The sequence below is a fragment of the Leptonema illini DSM 21528 genome (assembly GCF_000243335.1).
GTDB classification, from domain to species: Bacteria; Spirochaetota; Leptospiria; order Leptospirales; family Leptonemataceae; genus Leptonema; species Leptonema illini.
Genome location: NZ_JH597773.1, coordinates 4,307,651 through 4,325,094, shown reverse-complemented (window position 1 = coordinate 4,325,094; position 17,444 = coordinate 4,307,651). Strand labels below are relative to the sequence as shown.

The following is a 17,444-nucleotide window of genomic DNA, read 5'->3' as shown; positions in this document are numbered from 1 at the left end:
TGTGAAGCGGATATCACGGCTCTCGATTGATTGAAGGACACTGAGTGCGCTATCAGCATTCTCTGTAGACCCCTCAGAAATGCCCAGAAAATGCTTGTTTCCGGCCGTATCGACCCCGAGAGCAACGATTACGACAGAGCCGCCGAATACGATGCCATCAAGAACAATACACCAGAATGTCTGATCAGGAAACCTGCGTGAATTCAAATGATTGAGCGACTCACGGCTGGACTTCACAAACTCCCGCGAAACCGCACTCCGCGAAAGGCCGAGAGAGGCTTCTGTCTTTCTCAGCGTCTTTTCATAGTTCCGGGTGCTGATGCCCGCCAGCATCAGGCGCTCAACATGCTCGCGAAGATCAGAGCGATCCTGAAGGATCTCATATCGCTCCAGCTTCACCTCCTTGCCGTTACGTCGAGCTCTGGGCCTCTGGATGGCCACCCTTTCTCCATCGAGCACAATGGAACCACGCTGGCTGCCGCCTCGATGGGCAAGACCACGGCCTCTCTTATGCTCCCCTGTCTTGCCGCATAACGTTTCGATTTCTTCGAGAATCAAAGCTCCTACGTAGCCGAGTGCAAATTCGCGCACTCGAGCATCGAGGCTGGTTCGAATATAATCCCGAAAACCTTCGGCCGTAAGGCTTTGTGTTTGACTGGTTTCTGCCCGTTCGTTCTTCTTCATCTGGAACCCTCCGTAAGGGAATGTGGTGTTCGGCCCATTTTGGGCCAGGGTTCCGCCTTTTCAAACTCTAACTAAATTCGGGACATAATCGGCCGATTCGGCCTTGCGCTTATTCGGGCCGGCAAATTGTACAGCCCACCCTTCTTCGTAGCGCGGCGTGGACTGAAGCCACGCCCAGAATACCTGCCACGGCACTGCATCACCAAAACGGCTTTCATAACTGTCCATTTTGTGGCCATTTTTTCCAAAGAACCGGCGTGCCGGATCCTCGAACAACCCGGTCAGACTGTGGTTTAACCCTAATGCGTTACCCAGCCCGATGTCGATCGTGCGCAGTGCGCCGTAAACCATACTGCCGCCCGGAATTTTTTGTAGCCAGCTTCCATCGAGCAACATGGCCGCCGGCCCAAGACGGTCATCAAGGTACATACGCATCTTGTTTAGCCCATCAAAGAAGCCGCCGGTAACATTTGTAATCACCTGCCATGAACCGTCTGCAAGAAGGCAAACACCATCGTTAAACAGAATGTCAGCGACCTCATTGTCGGTACCACAAAGGGTTTCTATAAGATCATTGTCTTTAAAGAGTTTAGCGCCGCCCGTTACATAGGCTGCCTTCTCTGAATGATAGCCCATTAGAAGCACGGTCCGCCCGTTTTGCTGGAACAATGTCACCATCCTGGCCGTCTGGTTCAAGATTCTGTTATTCACATAATGCGCCCAGTGAGGGTTCACAGCAATCGCATGGGCATACTTGATATCGTTGCCGCCGATCTCCATCCAGACGCGTCCCGGCGCCGTCGCTCGCCAGCGCGCGGCTTCTTCGCTTTCATGATCCCCAAGGCATTTCTCAACACCCGAACGCCAGAAATGGGCTGTCGTTGCCGAAACCGCAGTATTGAGTACACGCCAGCTTGCGGCCCCTTCCGGTGCAGGATCTGTCAGGAAGTAATCCCATGACTTACTCTTCACACCGTTTACCTGCCATGCCATCGGTGAAGGCGACGCCGCAAGCAGGGCGCCTACCGAATCACCTACGAGCATGATGTGAAACGGGCCCGGCTGCCCTGCGCAACGCATATCACATTTTGCCCACGCACGGGATGCACTGACTTCAACAAAAGGCGTAAACATATCATCCGGATCGCACTGAGGCTCCGGAATCTGGGCATTCAATGCATGACTGAAGATGAATATGGATATTAGAATATATCTCTTACTGCCTACCATAAGCTCTGGCTCCTTGATTGTACCTTTCAATTAAAACTGAATGCTATACTCGCAACCACCGCATTGAGCAAAAACCCACACGTCTGCAGGTGCTTGCGATATCGTGAAAGTCGGATCGTCCCGGTAGTCAATTGATGTCCGAACCGGTGTCCACAGCGTAAGGCTCCCGACAGAGGTGCCTGTAGTCAGCATGGTAATCGTAACAGCCGACGTTGTCGTTAGATGGAAGCATTGCTGGCTCGTAAACGGCCCGACCAGATCGCCTTGATTGACTTCCATGTACGGACGCCCATCCTTACATGGGTTATTGTAATTCACCCAGTACTGTATTAAAAGACCGAGCATGAACTCATCCTTTGTCGTACTTTCCTCCGGTTCACACCCTGCCGGCAAGAAAGCAGCGATGCTTAGAGTGAAAATGAGTGGCAGGCGGCGAATCACTGGCCTTGCCTCCGCTCAATCTCCAGGCTTACGGTTTCGTAAAGGGCCAGCATGAACCTTTTGTTTTCTTCGAAATCCTCTCTCGATATATCGCCCGCCCAGAAGCCTTCCTCCTGAAGCATCTCATCAGACATTACGGCCGAATTAGCCGCAATATATCGGATGTTCCAGAGAATCCCTTCGGGTGCTGTCGTAAGAACTCTCTCCACTTCCCGACGAAAATCAGCGTTCAAGCTGGCCATGGTGGTGCCGTCCTCTTCGAGAGCAGATGCAAACACAGATTGCATATCTCGTGCTATGAGCGGCTGAACGGCCGGTTCGTAAAAGCCTTGATTGTAACGTTCCAGCATCTGGTACTGTAAATACTCCCGCTCCCCCTCCACGAGGGCTAACGGGCCTGAGGCAGGAAACATCTCTTCCACAATCTGTGTTCGCACGGCCTCCGGCGGTGCGGGCGTGTACGCAAGACTCAGAATGAGCGGAACGACCTTGTTCTGGGAGGGATGCTCACCCGGAATACACGATGAAAGAAAACCGAACCCAAGGAATAAACTACCTGCGAAAATTAAATGCTTCATTGGAACCTACCGTCTTTTTTGTTTTTGATAACCATATTCTGCTCATTCTGCCCGCCCGTCCGGAACGTCTATGTGGGCAGGCGGGCCTTTTTGCAGCAGAATGCGCTCACCGATATTCCGACGGGCATAAGCTCGATGGACAAACCAGAAAAGAATGATCAAACCCAGAGAGGTCACAAGAAGATTCGTTGCGGGAATAGTGCCTGATCGATGAGAGAAAAAGGAAAGATTATAGAGAATGAGAAGAATCGAATGGGCAAGGAATAATCGATACCCCCATCTCTTCTGGAGGAAAAGACCAATGCCCACCACAGGCGCCAGAATCATCAGGAGAGCGCCGACAGCCGGGTAATGCAGCAGAGCCCCACGAAAGGTCGTGCGGAATTGCCACATGACTTGCAAGAAGTTCACAATTGGAATCAGACAGTAAACAACGGGTGCCAGCCAGAGAATCAGCGGCCGTATTCCGTATTCCGTATTCCGTATTCCGTATTCCGTATTCCGTATTCCGTATTCCGTATTCCGTATTCCGTATTCCGTATTCCGTATTTTTTCAGGTGCGTCGCCCTGCATACTCCACAGATACGGCCTCAAAATCAGAATGTCAATCAAAAAAAAGACACTTCACCATCCACTGGATGTCGCAATTTTCTTTACCGATACTCTCGAATTTCGCCGGGAAATTATGTCTTCAAAATCTACAGCCAGATACCAACAGCATGAAGCGAAGGGGCCCGATTCAATGCATGCAGATTTACTGCACAGGAAGTTGCAGGCGCGAATCGACGACACGGGCACTATTAAGTAAGACCGGCCAGTCATCATCCGCGCGGATGATGTTTGCGATGCACCTCTTTCAGCTGGCTGGCCGCCATGTGCGTGTAGATTTGCGTAGTGGCGATGTCGAGGTGTCCGAGAAGCTCCTGCACGCTGCGCAGATCGGCGTTGTTTTCGATCAGGTGTGTTGCGAAGCTGTGGCGGAACGTATGCGGCGTGACGGTCTTTGTAATCCCGGTGCGCGAGATATACTTTTTCAGAAGACGCCAGACGGACTTCCGGTTCAGGCTCTCCCCTTTTTTCGAAATAAAGAGATACTCGCTGTCGCGATCTTTCAGGATGACTTCACGAGAGTTAGTCAGATAGTCGTCGATGACCTGCTTCGACTGTTCGCCGAAAGGAATCAATCGTTCCCGGCCGCCTTTTCCGCGCACGGCGATCATCAGGTTATCAAGATCGACGTCGCTCATCTTCATGGCGCAGGCCTCTGAGATGCGAAGTCCGCTTGAATACATCATCTCAAAGATGGCGCGGTCGCGGATCTCGTACGGATCGTTCTCGTCGAACACGGTGAAAAGCGAGCGAATCTCGTCGACGGTCAGATAATCGGGAAGCGTGCGACGGATCTCGGGCGGCTCGACCTTATCGGCAGGATTAACCTTGACGCGCCCCTCATCGCGAAGATAGCCGAAGAACTGGCGCAGCGCGGCAAGCTCGCGAGCCCTGGAGCGGGTGGAGATGTTCATCTCCTGCTGTTGCTTCAGAAAGGCGACGATATCGTCGGATGTCACGACGCCGACGGCCTTGCCTTTCTGGAACTTCTGCAAGTAGTCCAGGAATTTTTTTATGTCGTATGAATATGCAAAGATGGAGTTTTCGCTCAGGCCTCGCTCTACAAGCAGATAGTCCTGAAACTCTTTGATCAGATCCGTTGAACCGCGTTGCTGCGCCTTCTTCTTTGTTGCCAAGGCCGTTCTCCTCTGTGTTTGCTCTATTTTCGGCCCGGATTCAAAGAGACCCTGTAACTTTTTTCTGTCTCATAACGCTAACCCGACATAAAAAAATTACGCTCCCTGCCCCTTCGTCTGCGCTGCTGCGTCCGGAATTCTGAGGCCTTCCTGAACGGATAAAAGCGATTTTCAGCGCCGCCATGCACACCTGTTAAAATTGCTTTTCGATTGATTGGAGAGCGTGCCGAAAAAGAAAGCACTATCACGCTCGCCTTCTATCGAGCAACAGGATCAGATCATGGCCGAAAAGAAGAACAAAGCAGAAGAATCGTTGAAGGATATCGTAGCGCTCGCCAAGCGCCGGGGCTTCGTGTATCCGGGTTCTGACATCTATGGAGGACTCTCGAACACGTTCGATTACGGCCCCTATGGCTCAGAGCTGATGCGCAACATCAAAAACGCCTGGTGGAAGGCCTTTGTTCATGATCGCGACGACGTCGTCGGATTGGATTCTTCCATACTTTTACATCCAGACGTCTGGAAGGCCAGCGGCCACGTCGACAGCTTCACCGATCCGCTTTTCGATTGCAAGGCCTGTAAGTCTCGCTTTCGCGCAGATAAATTCCTCGAAGACGCGCTGGGCGTCGACGGCTCAAAACTCGATCTCGCCGCCATCCGCGAGGTGATGGAGAAAGAAAAAGATAAACTGAAATGCCCCAACTGTGGAGCGAAGGATTTCACCGAGCCGCGTCAGTTTAACCTGATGTTCGAAACGAAGATGGGCGCCGCCGCCGGATCGGATCAGACCGTTTACCTGCGTCCTGAAACCGCTCAGGGCATCTTTATCAACTTTAAGAACATCGTCGATACGTGTCGCGTGCGCGTTCCCTTCGGCGTCGCTCAGATCGGCAAATCCTTTCGTAACGAAATCGTCGCCCGTCAGTTCGTCTTCCGCACGCGGGAGTTCGAGCAGATGGAAATGGAATACTTTTGTAAGCCCGGAACGCAGAAAGAGTGGTTCGACTTCTGGGTCGACTACTGCGTGAAGTGGCTGCACGGGTTAGGCATCAAGCAGGATAGCCTTCGCGTCAGGGCGCACGAGCCCGAAGAGCTGGCATTCTATTCAGAAGGAACGGTCGACATTGAATTCAACTTTCCCTTCGGATGGGGCGAGCTCTGGGGCATCGCCTCGCGCACCGATTATGACCTGCGTCAGCACATGGAGTTCTCGCGCAAGAATCTGGAGTATCTCGATCCCGAGACGAAAGAGAAGTATGTTCCTTACGTCGTCGAGCCCGCTCTCGGCGTGAACCGGCTCTTCCTTGCCATCCTTTCAGATGCCTACCGCGTCGAGCATGCAGGCACTGAAGAACAGCGCGTCGTGCTCAGCCTGCATCCTTCGCTTGCTCCGGTGAAGGCCGGCATCTTCCCCCTCACGAAAAAAGACGGGCTTCCTGAGATCGGTGAAGCGCTGTATAAAAGTCTGTCGAAGGTCTTTCCCGTCGATTACGATCTTTCGGGTTCGATCGGCAAACGCTACTACAGACAGGACGAACTCGGCACGCCCTACTGTATAACGATCGATCATCAGACGAAAGAGGATAACACCGTCACGCTGCGTGAGCGCGATTCGACGAAGCAGGAGCGCATCTCGCTTGATAAGGTGCGCGACTTCTTGATCGATCATGTGAACGGGGTTTGAAGTGGAACGGGCCGGTGAAAGCCGGCCCGTTCCACTTGATCGGATTTGTTCACTCGACAGCAGTCACAGTGGCTGGCATTTGCCACCTGCCCAAACATCCGCTGTGTTTAATTGCATATGTTTTTCTGTTGACAAACTCACCTTAAAAGCCACCCCTTTTCAGTACAGAGGTGGACAGAATGAATGCTGCAACACATAGATTCGGTGGAAGCTGGACAGAGAGGAAACTTGCAATTCTGAAAAAATACTTGGGAGCTTACAATCAGGCATTAAAAAAACAGCCGTTCAGAAAAATGTACGTAGATGCATTTGCCGGTTCCGGCTCGATCGAGCAAATCAGCGCCCGCGCTGCAAATGCCCCTTCATTGTTCGACGATATACCCATTCCCACCTCTGATTCCCCCGAGAAAATGCTCGAAGGCTCTGCCTCTATTGCTCTGCAAATCAGTCCACCCTTTGATGAATGGGTCTTTATCGAGAAGAATGCGAATAGATGTGCGGATCTGGAACGACTCCGTGGCTCATATCCAGATCTCGCACCAAGAATCCAAATACGCAGAGGAGAAGCAAATGAAGAGCTTAAAAATCTCTGCGAAATGGATTGGTCCAGCACGAGAGCGGTTATGTTTCTTGATCCGTATGGGATGCAAGTGGAATGGCAGACCATTGAGAAAATTGCTCAAACACAAGCTGTAGACATGTGGTTGCTGTTCCCACTTGGAATTGGACTGAATCGAACGTTGCCCAGATCAGGTGATATCCCTACAGCATGGATTAGGCGCATAAACCTGTTCCTCGGAACCGATGAATGGTATGAAGAATTCTACACCGTTGAACATAACCAAGACATATTTGGTCAACCTCATCGTGAGATAACGAAGGCCAGAATAGAAGTACTCGCACGATTCTTTATCAAACGATTAGAGGAGATATTCCCGGGAGTAGCGCCCAATCCGGCCGTCTTGAGCATTACTGCCAATAATCCAATGTACCTCTTTTGCTTCGCAGCTGCCAATGCCCGCGGAGCAAAAATTGCCTTGAACATTGCCAAGCATCTTTTAAACAAGATCTGAAATGGCGCTAGGATCTGAAATTGAGTGGACTGAATCTACATGGAATCCGGTAACCGGTTGCTCAAAGATCAGCAGCGGATGCAAGAATTGTTATGCTGAGCGAATGTCACGCCGACTACAGGCTATGGGTCAATCCAACTATCGGAATGGCTTCAAGCTAACACAGCAACCGCAATTGCTTGAACTTCCGTTATCATGGAAAAAGCCTCAGACAATTTTTGTAAATTCGATGAGTGATCTCTTCCATAGGGGCGTACCGCTCACGTATATCAGACAAGTTTTCGATACTATGGAGCGCGCATTCTGGCATAGATTTCAAGTGTTGACAAAGCGTTCCGATCGACTCTTACAGTTGAGCCCTTCACTTCCTTGGAGGAAAAATATCTGGATGGGTGTCAGCATAGAAGATTCAAAGGTTAGCTACCGTCTCGACCATTTGCGAGGGTGTGATGCTCACATTAAGTTTTTATCGCTAGAGCCATTACTGGGCCCACTCCCCAACCTCAATCTCTCCGGGATCGATTGGGTGATAGTTGGGGGTGAATCAGGCCCGAAGGCCAGGCCCATTGATAGTCGCTGGGTATTAGAAATTCGTGATCAATGCATTGAAAGTAATGTTCCTTTTTTCTTTAAACAATGGGGAGGATACAACAAAAAGAAGGCTGGCCGGCTTTTGGAAGGTCGCACATGGGATGAAATGCCAGCTGTTTCAACCAAAGCTCTTGCTCGATCCACTTGACACTTAATAGTCATCGGTTTTCCTGCAAGTGTGAGAACGGAGCATCGCTGGATTTCAGGTTCGGCCACCGATATGAGCGGAATTGACGACGCCTCGGTTGATCTCGTCGTTACCTCACCGCCTTATCCCATGATCGAGATGTGGGATGCCATGTTCGCCGAACAGGATTCGTCGATCGACGGTACATTAATCGAGAATCAACCGGAGCAGGCCTTCGAACGAATGCACCGCTTGCTTGATTCCGTATGGCAGGAGTGCTTTCGCGTTATGCGACCGGGCGGGATTCTCTGTATCAACATCGGTGATGCCACCCGCACAATAGCAAAAGAATTCCGTCTCTACCCAAATCACTCGCGGATTCTACAGAGCTGCCTCTCTCTCGGTTTGCGCAACCTACCGAATATTATCTGGCGTAAACAGACGAACGCTCCGAATAAATTTATGGGCAGTGGCATGTTACCTGCCGGCGCTTACGTTACCCTTGAACACGAATACATTCTGATTTTCCGCAAAGAAGGCAAACGCCTGTTCAATAGCGCCGAGGAGCGATTGCGACGCACACAATCCGCCTTCTTCTGGGAAGAACGCAATATATGGTTCTCTGATGTCTGGGATTTTAAAGGTATTCGACAGGCTTTTTCAGGTGCAAGAAGAGATCGTAGTGCAGCTTTTCCTTTTGAGCTTGCCTACCGGTTGATCAATATGTATTCCCTGCGGCATGATACGGTACTCGATCCGTTTCTTGGCACAGGTACAACCATGCTGGCCGCCCTCTCGTCGGAGCGAAATTCGATCGGCATTGATATAGACGCGAGCTTTCAACTGCTGCTTCATGACCAGATGACAAGAAATCCAGACTCGCTGAATCAGGTTACAGGAAATCGTATTCGAAATCATCTGACCTTCATAGAAGGACGAAAGGCCGAAGACAAACCCGTTCGATACTGGAATGATTTTTTTGGCTTCCCTGTAATGACTATGCAAGAGCGAGAATTGCAGCTTCACTTCTTGAGAGAATGCACGAAAGAGTGTAGTCGATGGATCGGCAAATATGAAAGATTACCGCTTGCCGATATTCTTGCAGAGAGAGATTCAAACCAGCTTGCCTTAAGCCTCTAACAAATCTGACAGTTCAAAACAATCCACTTTCAACCGGCATACCTTTTGTCGATACATGTCGCATTTCTTCAAAACTCTTTTCACAATTTTTTGAAAAAGAACGAAGCCCTGGTTTTCTGTTAACGCAGAACGACAGGGCAACATGCATACAGAAGAAAATAATACGGATAAACCCCCATCCTTACTGAGCGGGATTCTCGGCAACGCACTGAAATCCACGCAGCGCTACAAGCAGGAAGCGCCGGCACTTAAAACAAAGAAATGTCCCGGTGACTATGTCCCAGTGATAGTTAGACTTTGAGGCAGGACCCACTGAATGCATCCTATGCCGAGATCCGCTCGTCAATCTTTTTATCCAGGAAGGTGTTTAAGAACTCATGGATATGAGTGTATGACCGCACCTTACGGAATTGTTCCTCCTGTGATAGCAGGAGACTACCGACCCATCGGAGCACCTGGTCTGTCTGAGGCCTTGACCGTTTAACCCGGTTAAGCTGAGATCTGGGATTCGAGAATGCCGAATCGATCAGATTGGTTGTGTAAAAGGATGTTCTCAATTTCGGCGGCATATTGATGCGATGCAGCGTTAACAGTGCCTCTAAACCCTCCTGAAGACTCTGAGAGGCACTGTAGCTGATGGATTCGAGCCATGATAGAACGGACCGCATCTCGCTTGCGACATCTTCGTAACTGTTAGCGCTGAATGCCTGCTTGTATCTCTTGCAGAATTCTGCATGATACTTCCGTGGGAGCTTGGCAAGAACATTTCTCTGTTTATGAAGGTAGCAGAGTTGGATCTCTGCCTTCTTTCCGAAGAACTCTCTGGCCGCTTTTTCAAGAGCCTTTGATCCATCCATGACGACAAGCACACGATCTGTGAAGCGGATATCACGGCTCTCGATTGATTGAAGGACACTGAGTGCGCTATCAGCATTCTCTGTAGACCCCTCAGAAATGCCCAGAAAATGCTTGTTTCCGGCCGTATCGACCCCGAGAGCAACGATTACGACAGAGCCGCCGAATACGATGCCATCAAGAACAATACACCAGAATGTCTGATCAGGAAACCTGCGTGAATTCAAATGATTGAGCGACTCACGGCTGGACTTCACAAACTCCCGCGAAACCGCACTCCGCGAAAGGCCGAGAGAGGCTTCTGTCTTTCTCAGCGTCTTTTCATAGTTCCGGGTGCTGATGCCTGCCAGCATCAGGCGCTCAACATGCTCGCGAAGATCAGAGCGATCCTGAAGGATCTCATATCGCTCCAGCTTCACTTCCTTGCCATTGCTTCGAGCTCTGGGCCTCTGGATGGCCACCCTTTCACCATCGAGCACAATGGAACCACGCTGGCTGCCGCCTCGATGGGCAAGACCACGGCCTCTCTTATGCTCCCCTGTCTTGCCGCATAACGTTTCGATTTCTTCGAGAATCAAAGCTCCTACGTAACCGAGTGCAAATTCGCGCACTCGAGCATCGAGGCTGGTTCGAATATAATCCCGAAAACCTTCGGCCGTAAGGCTTTGTGTTTGACTGGTTTCTGCCCGTTCGTTCTTCTTCATATGGAACCCTCCGTAAGGGAATGTGGTGTTCGGCCCATTTTGGGCCAGGGTTCCGCCTTTTCAAACTCTAACTAAATTCGGGACATAATCTGTCCCGGTTGCGGGGCAGCCCGCCCGGAAGGAACAGATCTGCGCTTCTGCGATTTCTGCGGGCATCAATTTTACTGAGTATTCTAACATATGGAACAGGAAATTGCTAAGATCGCTGAACGCTGGGATGCCTTTCTGATTAAGATCGAAAATCGCTTTCACGAAATCGTAAACGAAGCCAATGCCGCTCTGCCTGCATTGCTTCTGGTCGAGAACTTCGATACGACTGCGTTTGGCGTCGCCTATCAGGGTATTGAAACACAGCTCAAAGAGCTTATCTCAAAGATCTCAGATACCTATCAGGAGAAGGTTACCCCCGCACTCGAAGAGATTCAGGAGCGCGAAGAGGCGGCCGTCGAAGACCGGGAGGGCAGTCTTGACGAATTCTACGCACGTTTCTATCCGCTCTATGAGAGAGAGCAAAACAAAGGCCTGACTCTTCAGCATCAGCTTGACCGGGAATTGCGCATCGCCGGGATACGCGTTCCCGCTGCCGCGGCACATCTGCTTCATGATGAGGCCAGAAAGGCGCTTGCAAAGACCTTTCAGTGCACACAGTGCCAGGCTCCTCTGCCGCTCAGAAACAATTTCTTTCGTTCCTACTATCAGACCTGTGATTATTGCCAGACGGTGAACACATTTGAACCGGGCACGATCGCACGTAACGTAGAGCATTATGCTCTGCATGCTCTTGCCGAAGAGGCGGCCTTCGAAGAGGCGCTCGCTTATTATGACATGGAACTGAAATACCGTTCTCAGCGCGACGATGAATCGCCTGTTCTTTCAAAAGAAGAGCTCTTACAATGCTACACAGCCTACGCTGAAAAGTATCTGAAGGCACGTATAGAGATCATCCCCGATTATGCGAATCAGTACGAATCAGACCTTGCCTCACGAATTGAGCACGTCCGCAAATGGACGCTCGGCGAGCATGGCCTCGATTTTTCTATACCGAGTAACGAAGAGAGAAGCAGATGAGCGATAACCAGAATAAAACACTCAGATCGGTCATCGAATGGAATAATCCCGATGCCGAATTGCTCTTTGAACGGTGGACCGAAGACGGCAACGAGATCAAGAATGCATCACGTCTGATCGTCGGTCCGGGCCAGGGCTGCCTCTTTGTATACGAAGGACGCATCGAAAGCGTCTTCACGAAAGAAGGCAGCTATGAGCTGAAAACCGACAACATCCCCTTCTGGACGAACGTAAAGAACGCCATGTACGGCATGCAGTCCGTACACACCGTCGGCATTTATTTTTTTAGAACCGGACACATTGTTAACCGAAGATGGGGAACCCCTTCGCCGATCACCTACAGCGATCCGAAGTTCAAGTTTCCCGTCGGGCTCGGCATCTTTGGCAATTTCTCGTTCTCCATCGTCGATCCGGTTGAGTTCTTTCGAAGGCTTGTTGCCGGGGTTCACATCTATACCGTGCGCGAGATCCAGAAGGTGCTCGTTTCGCGCATCACTCAGCCAATGAGCGACTTTCTCGCCTCGGCTGCATTCGGCTACGTCGACATCGGCAGCCACCGTAACGAGATTGCCGCACACTGCCTTGCCTCATCCGCTCCAATATTCACCGGTCTCGGACTTGAGCTGCTTGATCTGCGCATAGAGGGAACGAATTTCGATGAGGCTACGCAGACACGCATCGGCCGTATCGCCGATATGAGCGCCGAGGCGCAGGCGCTGAAAGAAGTGGGTATCGACTATGCACAACACCAGCAGCTACAGGCCATGCGCGATCTCGCCCGTAACGAAGGCGGAGGCAATCTGGGTATGCAGATGGGGCTGGGGCTTGAAATGGCAAAGCAGATGAAGCCCTCCGAGTCGGACGACATCATGCCGAAGCTCGAAAAATTGAAGAAGATGTTAGAGATGCAGCTCATCACCGATGAGGAGTTCGCCGCGAAGAAGCAGGATCTGCTAACACGGCTATAGAACCCTCAACAAAAAACCATTACAGGCCGCACGATGCACGCTCGCCTGTCGAATTCGTATAAAACACTCAATCTTATCTGCCCGGATCCCGGGGTCCGGCGGCTATCACATAACCAAAAGAAGGAAGTCAGAGGAACGTCAAATGGAAGAAAGATACTCGCTGGTAGATCATCCTGCCAGTTTCAAAACAAAAGGCCTGAAAGAATATCCTGAGAGCTCAAGAAGGTTTCTTGATAACTCCATCCCTCGCAACGGAACGGAGATCGAAGCCCTGAATCAGATCGTCAGCAAATATGCCGGCCGCAAGGTACGGCTCGTCATGGCCGGCGAAGGTAGCACAAACTCTATCGAAGTTGTGATCATCGACTGGCAGGCAGAAAAAGGAAACACACGGCCTGTCTATCAGCGCTTTGCAAAATCGCCATTCCCATCGGACTATATCCCCTTTGCCTATCATCAAAAAGACGACGGCAGGGAATCTCTTTATCTTTGCGAAAAACTCGATACGCCCTCTCCATGGATCAGAGTGTATAACGACGAGAGTTCAGACGGCTGGGTCGGCCATTACTTCGGCAACTCTATCCGCAATTGCGGCATCATTCCCTATACGATGCCCGAGCATTATAAGACTCGGCTTGCCACCGATGTCGTGAAAGAGCTTGAAGCGCTTGCCGTGGATGCCGACGGATCGAAGCTGATCGCCGCCGGGTTCGAGAATCTCGACCACCTTCATTATGCGCTCGAATCGGCTCGCGGCAACATCGCCGAAGGTATGGCCGAGGCGCAGGCCATGCTCGATGCCATCAACGAAAAGATGAACGCTCAGATGAATCAAAACGTCGCGGCCGCAAAGGCCGGCGGATTGCTTGATCCTATCCAGGGGGTGAGCATGGAAGACTGGGCGGCGGCTAACGCAAAGATCGCGGGCGGAACGTCTCTTGACGAAGTTCTGCGCATACTTGAGATCGAAAAGCCCATCTGGGATGACGTCTCAGCGCAATGGATGGCTCGCATGTCGCAGGATACGACGTTTGCGATCTCGAAAGTATATGGAGAGGCCTTCACAAATCCGAACATGGGTCGATTTGCCGCAGCTTCCAATGGATCTTCGGCAGGTTCGAGCGCGGCCGTAGAAAAGGTTAAAGGCGACTTCGAGCTGTATATAAAGATCATGTGTCATCAGAATATTGGATCAACGCAGGGAATCGATGCGTCGTCCATTCTCAAGCAATACGGCCTCTCCGTCGTGGACTGGTCAGCGGCAAGCGCTCACTGGAGCCCGCAGATGGCTTCGAATCTTGAGCTCGCCATGAAGATGTCTGATCTCATGAATCGGTATAATGCCGAATTTGCCGCCGCTGCTCCCGCCACAGCGGCCAGCGATATCGACTTCTGATCAGCGACTATCTGAATAGCCCGATTGCCGGATACTTCCGCATTCGGGCTATTCAGGCTGGCGCCACGGGTCTCAGGCCATTTAGAAGCCACAAAGGGATGTGTGATGGCTTCTAATCCTGCACGCTTACTTCTGCCCGACCTCCGTCGGCTGCCGGCAGATTGACTATGGGATACAGGCGCTTCAGATAGAGCTGAGTAACGCTATCATCCGGAAATTCCGCCGCCACCTGTTCGAAAAGTCCTTTTGCCTCATCGAAGCGCCGCGCATGAAAGGCCGACGCCGCCTGAATAAAGGCATCCCGTGTCTGCATCTTCTTTTCGAGAACGGACGGATCATCGCCGTTCAATATTTCGTAAACTGATATCGCTCTTGTCTTTCCCTTCACGCGAACCCGATCAAGAAATCTATAGTGCAGATCTGATATCTGTTGCTCGTTGATCGACACAACGGCCGCCTCGGTTACGGCGATACGTACGCCATACACCTTGGTCAGACTCTCGACACGGGCCGCCAGGTTAACGGTGTCAGAGATGACGGTACCTTCAAGCCTTTCTTCGGCGCCGATCGTTCCCAACATAAGCGTGCCGGCATGGATTCCCACTCCGATACGGACAGGAAGATACCCGCGCTTCTGTCGGTGCTCGTTATACTCCTCCAGATAGCGCTGCATCTCGACGCCCGCTCTGACGGCATCGATGATACTGCGTTCAAAAAGAGCCATTATGGCGTCTCCGATGAACTTATCGATATAGCCCTGATTCCTCTGAATAATGGGACTCATCCGTCCGAGATACGAATTGATGAAATTGAAGTTCTGCTCGGGCGTCATCTGCTCGGAAAGCGTGGTAAAGGCTCGAATATCGCTGAACAGTACGGCCATCTCTTTCTGGATTTGATCGCCGAGACGCACGTCGAGAATCGACTCCTTCCCCAGGCTGGCCAGGAAGTCCCGCGGAACAAAACGAGCATACGACTCGGTTAACACCTTCTGCATCTCGATCGCCCTTGTCTGCGCCTCTTCTTTTTCCTGCTTCATGACGTTGATACGATCGGCAAGGGCTATGGAGAGCAGAATCACTTCCATGGCCGATCCAATATACAGGCCGTAATCCGTAAAAATTGAAGACGGCAGAATATTCAGGAACTTGAAGACGACCACGACGCCCGATCCGATGAGAACCGTGAAGGCCAGCAGGAAGTAACGGGCCGGCCTGAAGCCTTTGACGAATGCCGTGATGGCGACCGCCATCACGATCACAGGGGCCGGGCCCGTCAGAAACAGGGCAAGCTTCACCGTGATCTCGGGCGGCAGAATGACAACCGTAGCGATCAGAGCCAGAAACGCCAGTCCGTACGCCTTGAGGAAACGATCGACGTATCGATGCACGATCCTTTCGGTATTCAGGAATCGGCGAGCAAAGACGATGAGCGAGGATAGACAGATACCGGTGAACATCACATAGGCATTCCGCTGCAAGAACGGAAGATCCGGCCACAGATACTGGAACCCATGCCCCGTCAGAGTCAGCTGAATACCGAGAAATCCGAATATATAAAGCACATAAAACAGATAACTTCGATCCCTGACGGTAACATAGAGAAAGAGGTTATACAGAATCATCACCAGCATGACGCCGTAGTAGATACCGAGCCCGTGCTGGATGCCTGCATAGGCCTGCACAAAGCCGTCCCGCGTCCACAGGTAAAGCGGAACGTTCAACCCACCGCTTGTCTTCAATCTGAGAAGAACCGTATATTCCGTTCCGGCCGGCACCGTTACCGGGAACACAAAGTTATGGTGGATAAACTCCCGGCTTCGAAACGGCAAGCGCATCCCGCTCTGCTCGTGCCGGATCTGCCTTTCACCCGAAAACAGGTAAAAGTCCACCTCATCGATATTGCTGTAGTCGATCTCCAGCATGCGCTCGACTTTTTCCGCAGAAGGATTCTTCAGATGCAATCGAATCCAGTAGGCGTAGTTTGTCTGACCGAAATTCGGTATGGCCTCTGTCGAGGGACGAAAGCCGCCGCTTTTCAGGACGTCTTCAACGACGGCCTGTCCCATGATATCATCAAGGATCTCCAAGCTTTTGCCGACGGGCTGCTTTTCTGGTTGTGTGATCAGGTCGACAGGCGAGGCAAAGAGATCAGTAACAACGGCTAACGACAACACCACCGTCACTGCAAGAGCAAGAGCGCTATACCTGCGGCGCATGAGAGACGTAACCTCTTCGCGCATATTCATTTCGAATGCTCCATCTCGCCAAAGACGCCGCTTTTCGTCCATTTCTCGTAGTTGCGACTTCCTTTTTTTGCCATCACCGGAAAGACGGCATGCAGCAATCCGGGAAAAAGCACACCGATCCGCGACCAGAAGCCCTGTCCATACGGCACATAGATCTCAAGCTGCTTTGAGTAAACGGCGCGCACAACGGCCTCCGCCACTGACTGAACGTCGATCGGAGGATGCACATATGCCATCGGCGAGCTGCTACGCCTTGCCATGTCATTTGTCATGGCTCCGGCCACCGTTCCCGGAAGCACACAGGTCACACTCACGCCAGCTTCGCGAAGCTCGAAGTGCAGACTCATAGAAAGGCTGCGAAGGGCCGCCTTTGTCGCTCCATACACCGAGTGAAGTGGAGCAGGAACGATACCGGCAAGAGACGAAACAAAAACAACACTGCCGCGGCTCTGAAGAAGATGCGGCAACACAAGGTTCGTTAGATGAATCGCTCCGTACAGATTCGTCTGCAACTGATCGTCGATCTCAGTCTCTTTCGCCCGAGCCAGCGGAGAGGGATGCATCAGGCCGGCGTTGTTTACAAGCACGTCGATGTGCCCCGTCTTAGCAATACAGCGCTTGACGGCCTTTGCAATCGAGGATCGATCGCGAAGATCGATGGCGTCATCATAGTGCATGCCAGGCAACGACGATGCCAGCTGTTGCAGCTCTTTCTGTTTGTTTTTCAGATCAACGAGGTAGAGAGTGAAACCGCGATCCGCAAGTTTTCGAGCAGTGGCCGATCCGATTCCGCCGGCCGCTCCCGTAAGGAAGACCACTTTATCTGTCATTCTGAAAGCAGAAGTAGCACTCCCGACAGAGAAGCCAAGAATAATTTTTCCGTAAAAATACGAGGCAGTATTAAGCAAAGAG

At 51.5% G+C, this 17,444-nt stretch carries 14 protein-coding genes and 1 pseudogene; 7 read left to right on the top strand and 8 right to left on the bottom strand.

The window, feature by feature from the left end:
• From LEPIL_RS20410 to xerD, 5 genes and pseudogenes are all read right to left on the bottom strand, one after another.
• Positions 1-684, bottom strand: a pseudogene (locus LEPIL_RS20410) (IS256-like element ISLil1 family transposase); the annotation flags it as partial.
• A gap of 60 nt (positions 685-744) precedes the next feature.
• A complete protein-coding gene (locus LEPIL_RS20405; RefSeq protein WP_002775583.1) occupies positions 745-1,914 on the bottom strand; it encodes a hypothetical protein in 1,170 nt (389 codons plus the stop codon).
• Positions 1,915-2,351: 437 nt separating this feature from the next.
• Positions 2,352-2,792, bottom strand: coding sequence for a hypothetical protein (locus tag LEPIL_RS20395; RefSeq protein ID WP_143464753.1), 441 nt, complete (start codon positions 2,790-2,792; stop codon positions 2,352-2,354).
• Positions 2,793-2,975: 183 nt separating this feature from the next.
• Entirely contained in the window at positions 2,976-3,506 is a 531-nt protein-coding gene (locus tag LEPIL_RS20390) for a hypothetical protein (protein ID WP_157135122.1), read from the bottom strand.
• Between the two features lie 248 nt (positions 3,507-3,754).
• Positions 3,755-4,678 (bottom strand): site-specific tyrosine recombinase XerD, encoded by a 924-nt coding sequence (gene xerD / locus LEPIL_RS20380; RefSeq protein ID WP_002775580.1) that lies wholly within the window; start codon positions 4,676-4,678, stop codon positions 3,755-3,757.
• A gap of 280 nt (positions 4,679-4,958) precedes the next feature.
• Here xerD and LEPIL_RS20375 point away from each other — a divergent pair, with 280 nt between their 5' ends.
• From LEPIL_RS20375 to LEPIL_RS20360, 4 genes are all read left to right on the top strand, one after another.
• Positions 4,959-6,362 carry a glycine--tRNA ligase gene (locus tag LEPIL_RS20375; protein WP_002775579.1) on the top strand — a complete coding sequence of 468 codons (1,404 nt, stop codon included), beginning with the start codon at positions 4,959-4,961 and terminating at the stop codon, positions 6,360-6,362.
• A 179-nt stretch (positions 6,363-6,541) separates the two neighbouring features.
• Entirely contained in the window at positions 6,542-7,435 is an 894-nt protein-coding gene (gene tcmP / locus LEPIL_RS20370) for a three-Cys-motif partner protein TcmP (protein WP_002775578.1), read from the top strand.
• 1 nt (position 7,436) lies between these two features.
• Entirely contained in the window at positions 7,437-8,174 is a 738-nt protein-coding gene (locus LEPIL_RS20365) for a DUF5131 family protein (RefSeq protein ID WP_002775577.1), read from the top strand.
• Between the two features lie 30 nt (positions 8,175-8,204).
• Positions 8,205-9,293, top strand: a complete 1,089-nt coding sequence (locus LEPIL_RS20360) for a DNA-methyltransferase (protein WP_002775576.1) — start codon at positions 8,205-8,207, stop codon at positions 9,291-9,293.
• A gap of 323 nt (positions 9,294-9,616) precedes the next feature.
• On the opposite strand, the gene LEPIL_RS20355 is transcribed toward LEPIL_RS20360, so the two are convergent.
• Complete coding sequence (locus LEPIL_RS20355) at positions 9,617-10,852, bottom strand: IS256-like element ISLil1 family transposase (RefSeq protein ID WP_002771298.1); 1,236 nt, start codon at positions 10,850-10,852, stop codon at positions 9,617-9,619.
• A 180-nt stretch (positions 10,853-11,032) separates the two neighbouring features.
• Here LEPIL_RS20355 and LEPIL_RS20350 point away from each other — a divergent pair, with 180 nt between their 5' ends.
• The 3 genes from LEPIL_RS20350 to LEPIL_RS20340 all read left to right on the top strand — a co-directional run bounded on the left by LEPIL_RS20350 (position 11,033) and on the right by LEPIL_RS20340 (position 14,284).
• The gene (locus LEPIL_RS20350) at positions 11,033-11,920 is read left to right on the top strand and encodes a hypothetical protein (protein ID WP_002775574.1); all 888 of its coding nucleotides are present in this window, start codon (positions 11,033-11,035) and stop codon (positions 11,918-11,920) included.
• Entirely contained in the window at positions 11,917-12,888 is a 972-nt protein-coding gene (locus tag LEPIL_RS20345) for an SPFH domain-containing protein (protein ID WP_002775573.1), read from the top strand. Before LEPIL_RS20350 ends, LEPIL_RS20345 begins: the two co-directional genes overlap by 4 nt.
• A gap of 142 nt (positions 12,889-13,030) precedes the next feature.
• Positions 13,031-14,284 (top strand): DUF6620 family protein, encoded by a 1,254-nt coding sequence (locus tag LEPIL_RS20340; RefSeq protein ID WP_002775572.1) that lies wholly within the window; start codon positions 13,031-13,033, stop codon positions 14,282-14,284.
• A 112-nt stretch (positions 14,285-14,396) separates the two neighbouring features.
• Here the strand turns inward: LEPIL_RS20340 and LEPIL_RS20335 are convergent, their stop codons facing one another.
• Both LEPIL_RS20335 and LEPIL_RS20330 read right to left on the bottom strand, forming a co-directional pair.
• Positions 14,397-16,532, bottom strand: a complete 2,136-nt coding sequence (locus tag LEPIL_RS20335; RefSeq protein ID WP_002775571.1) for a 7TM diverse intracellular signaling domain-containing protein — start codon at positions 16,530-16,532, stop codon at positions 14,397-14,399.
• Complete coding sequence (locus LEPIL_RS20330; RefSeq protein WP_002775569.1) at positions 16,529-17,362, bottom strand: SDR family NAD(P)-dependent oxidoreductase; 834 nt, start codon at positions 17,360-17,362, stop codon at positions 16,529-16,531. Before LEPIL_RS20330 ends, LEPIL_RS20335 begins: the two co-directional genes overlap by 4 nt.
• Positions 17,363-17,444 lie beyond the last annotated feature (82 nt).

Coding starts and splice junctions, on each gene's coding strand:
- LEPIL_RS20405 (WP_002775583.1), bottom strand. CDS start 1,914: ATGGTAGGCAGTAAGAGATATATTCTAATATCCATATTCATCTTCAGT.
- LEPIL_RS20390 (WP_157135122.1), bottom strand. CDS start 3,506: ATGCAGGGCGACGCACCTGAAAAAATACGGAATACGGAATACGGAATA.
- LEPIL_RS20375 (WP_002775579.1), top strand. CDS start 4,959: ATGGCCGAAAAGAAGAACAAAGCAGAAGAATCGTTGAAGGATATCGTA.
- tcmP (WP_002775578.1), top strand. CDS start 6,542: ATGAATGCTGCAACACATAGATTCGGTGGAAGCTGGACAGAGAGGAAA.
- LEPIL_RS20365 (WP_002775577.1), top strand. CDS start 7,437: ATGGCGCTAGGATCTGAAATTGAGTGGACTGAATCTACATGGAATCCG.
- LEPIL_RS20355 (WP_002771298.1), bottom strand. CDS start 10,852: ATGAAGAAGAACGAACGGGCAGAAACCAGTCAAACACAAAGCCTTACG.
- LEPIL_RS20350 (WP_002775574.1), top strand. CDS start 11,033: ATGGAACAGGAAATTGCTAAGATCGCTGAACGCTGGGATGCCTTTCTG.
- LEPIL_RS20345 (WP_002775573.1), top strand. CDS start 11,917: ATGAGCGATAACCAGAATAAAACACTCAGATCGGTCATCGAATGGAAT.
- LEPIL_RS20340 (WP_002775572.1), top strand. CDS start 13,031: ATGGAAGAAAGATACTCGCTGGTAGATCATCCTGCCAGTTTCAAAACA.
- LEPIL_RS20335 (WP_002775571.1), bottom strand. CDS start 16,532: ATGAATATGCGCGAAGAGGTTACGTCTCTCATGCGCCGCAGGTATAGC.
- LEPIL_RS20330 (WP_002775569.1), bottom strand. CDS start 17,362: ATGACAGATAAAGTGGTCTTCCTTACGGGAGCGGCCGGCGGAATCGGA.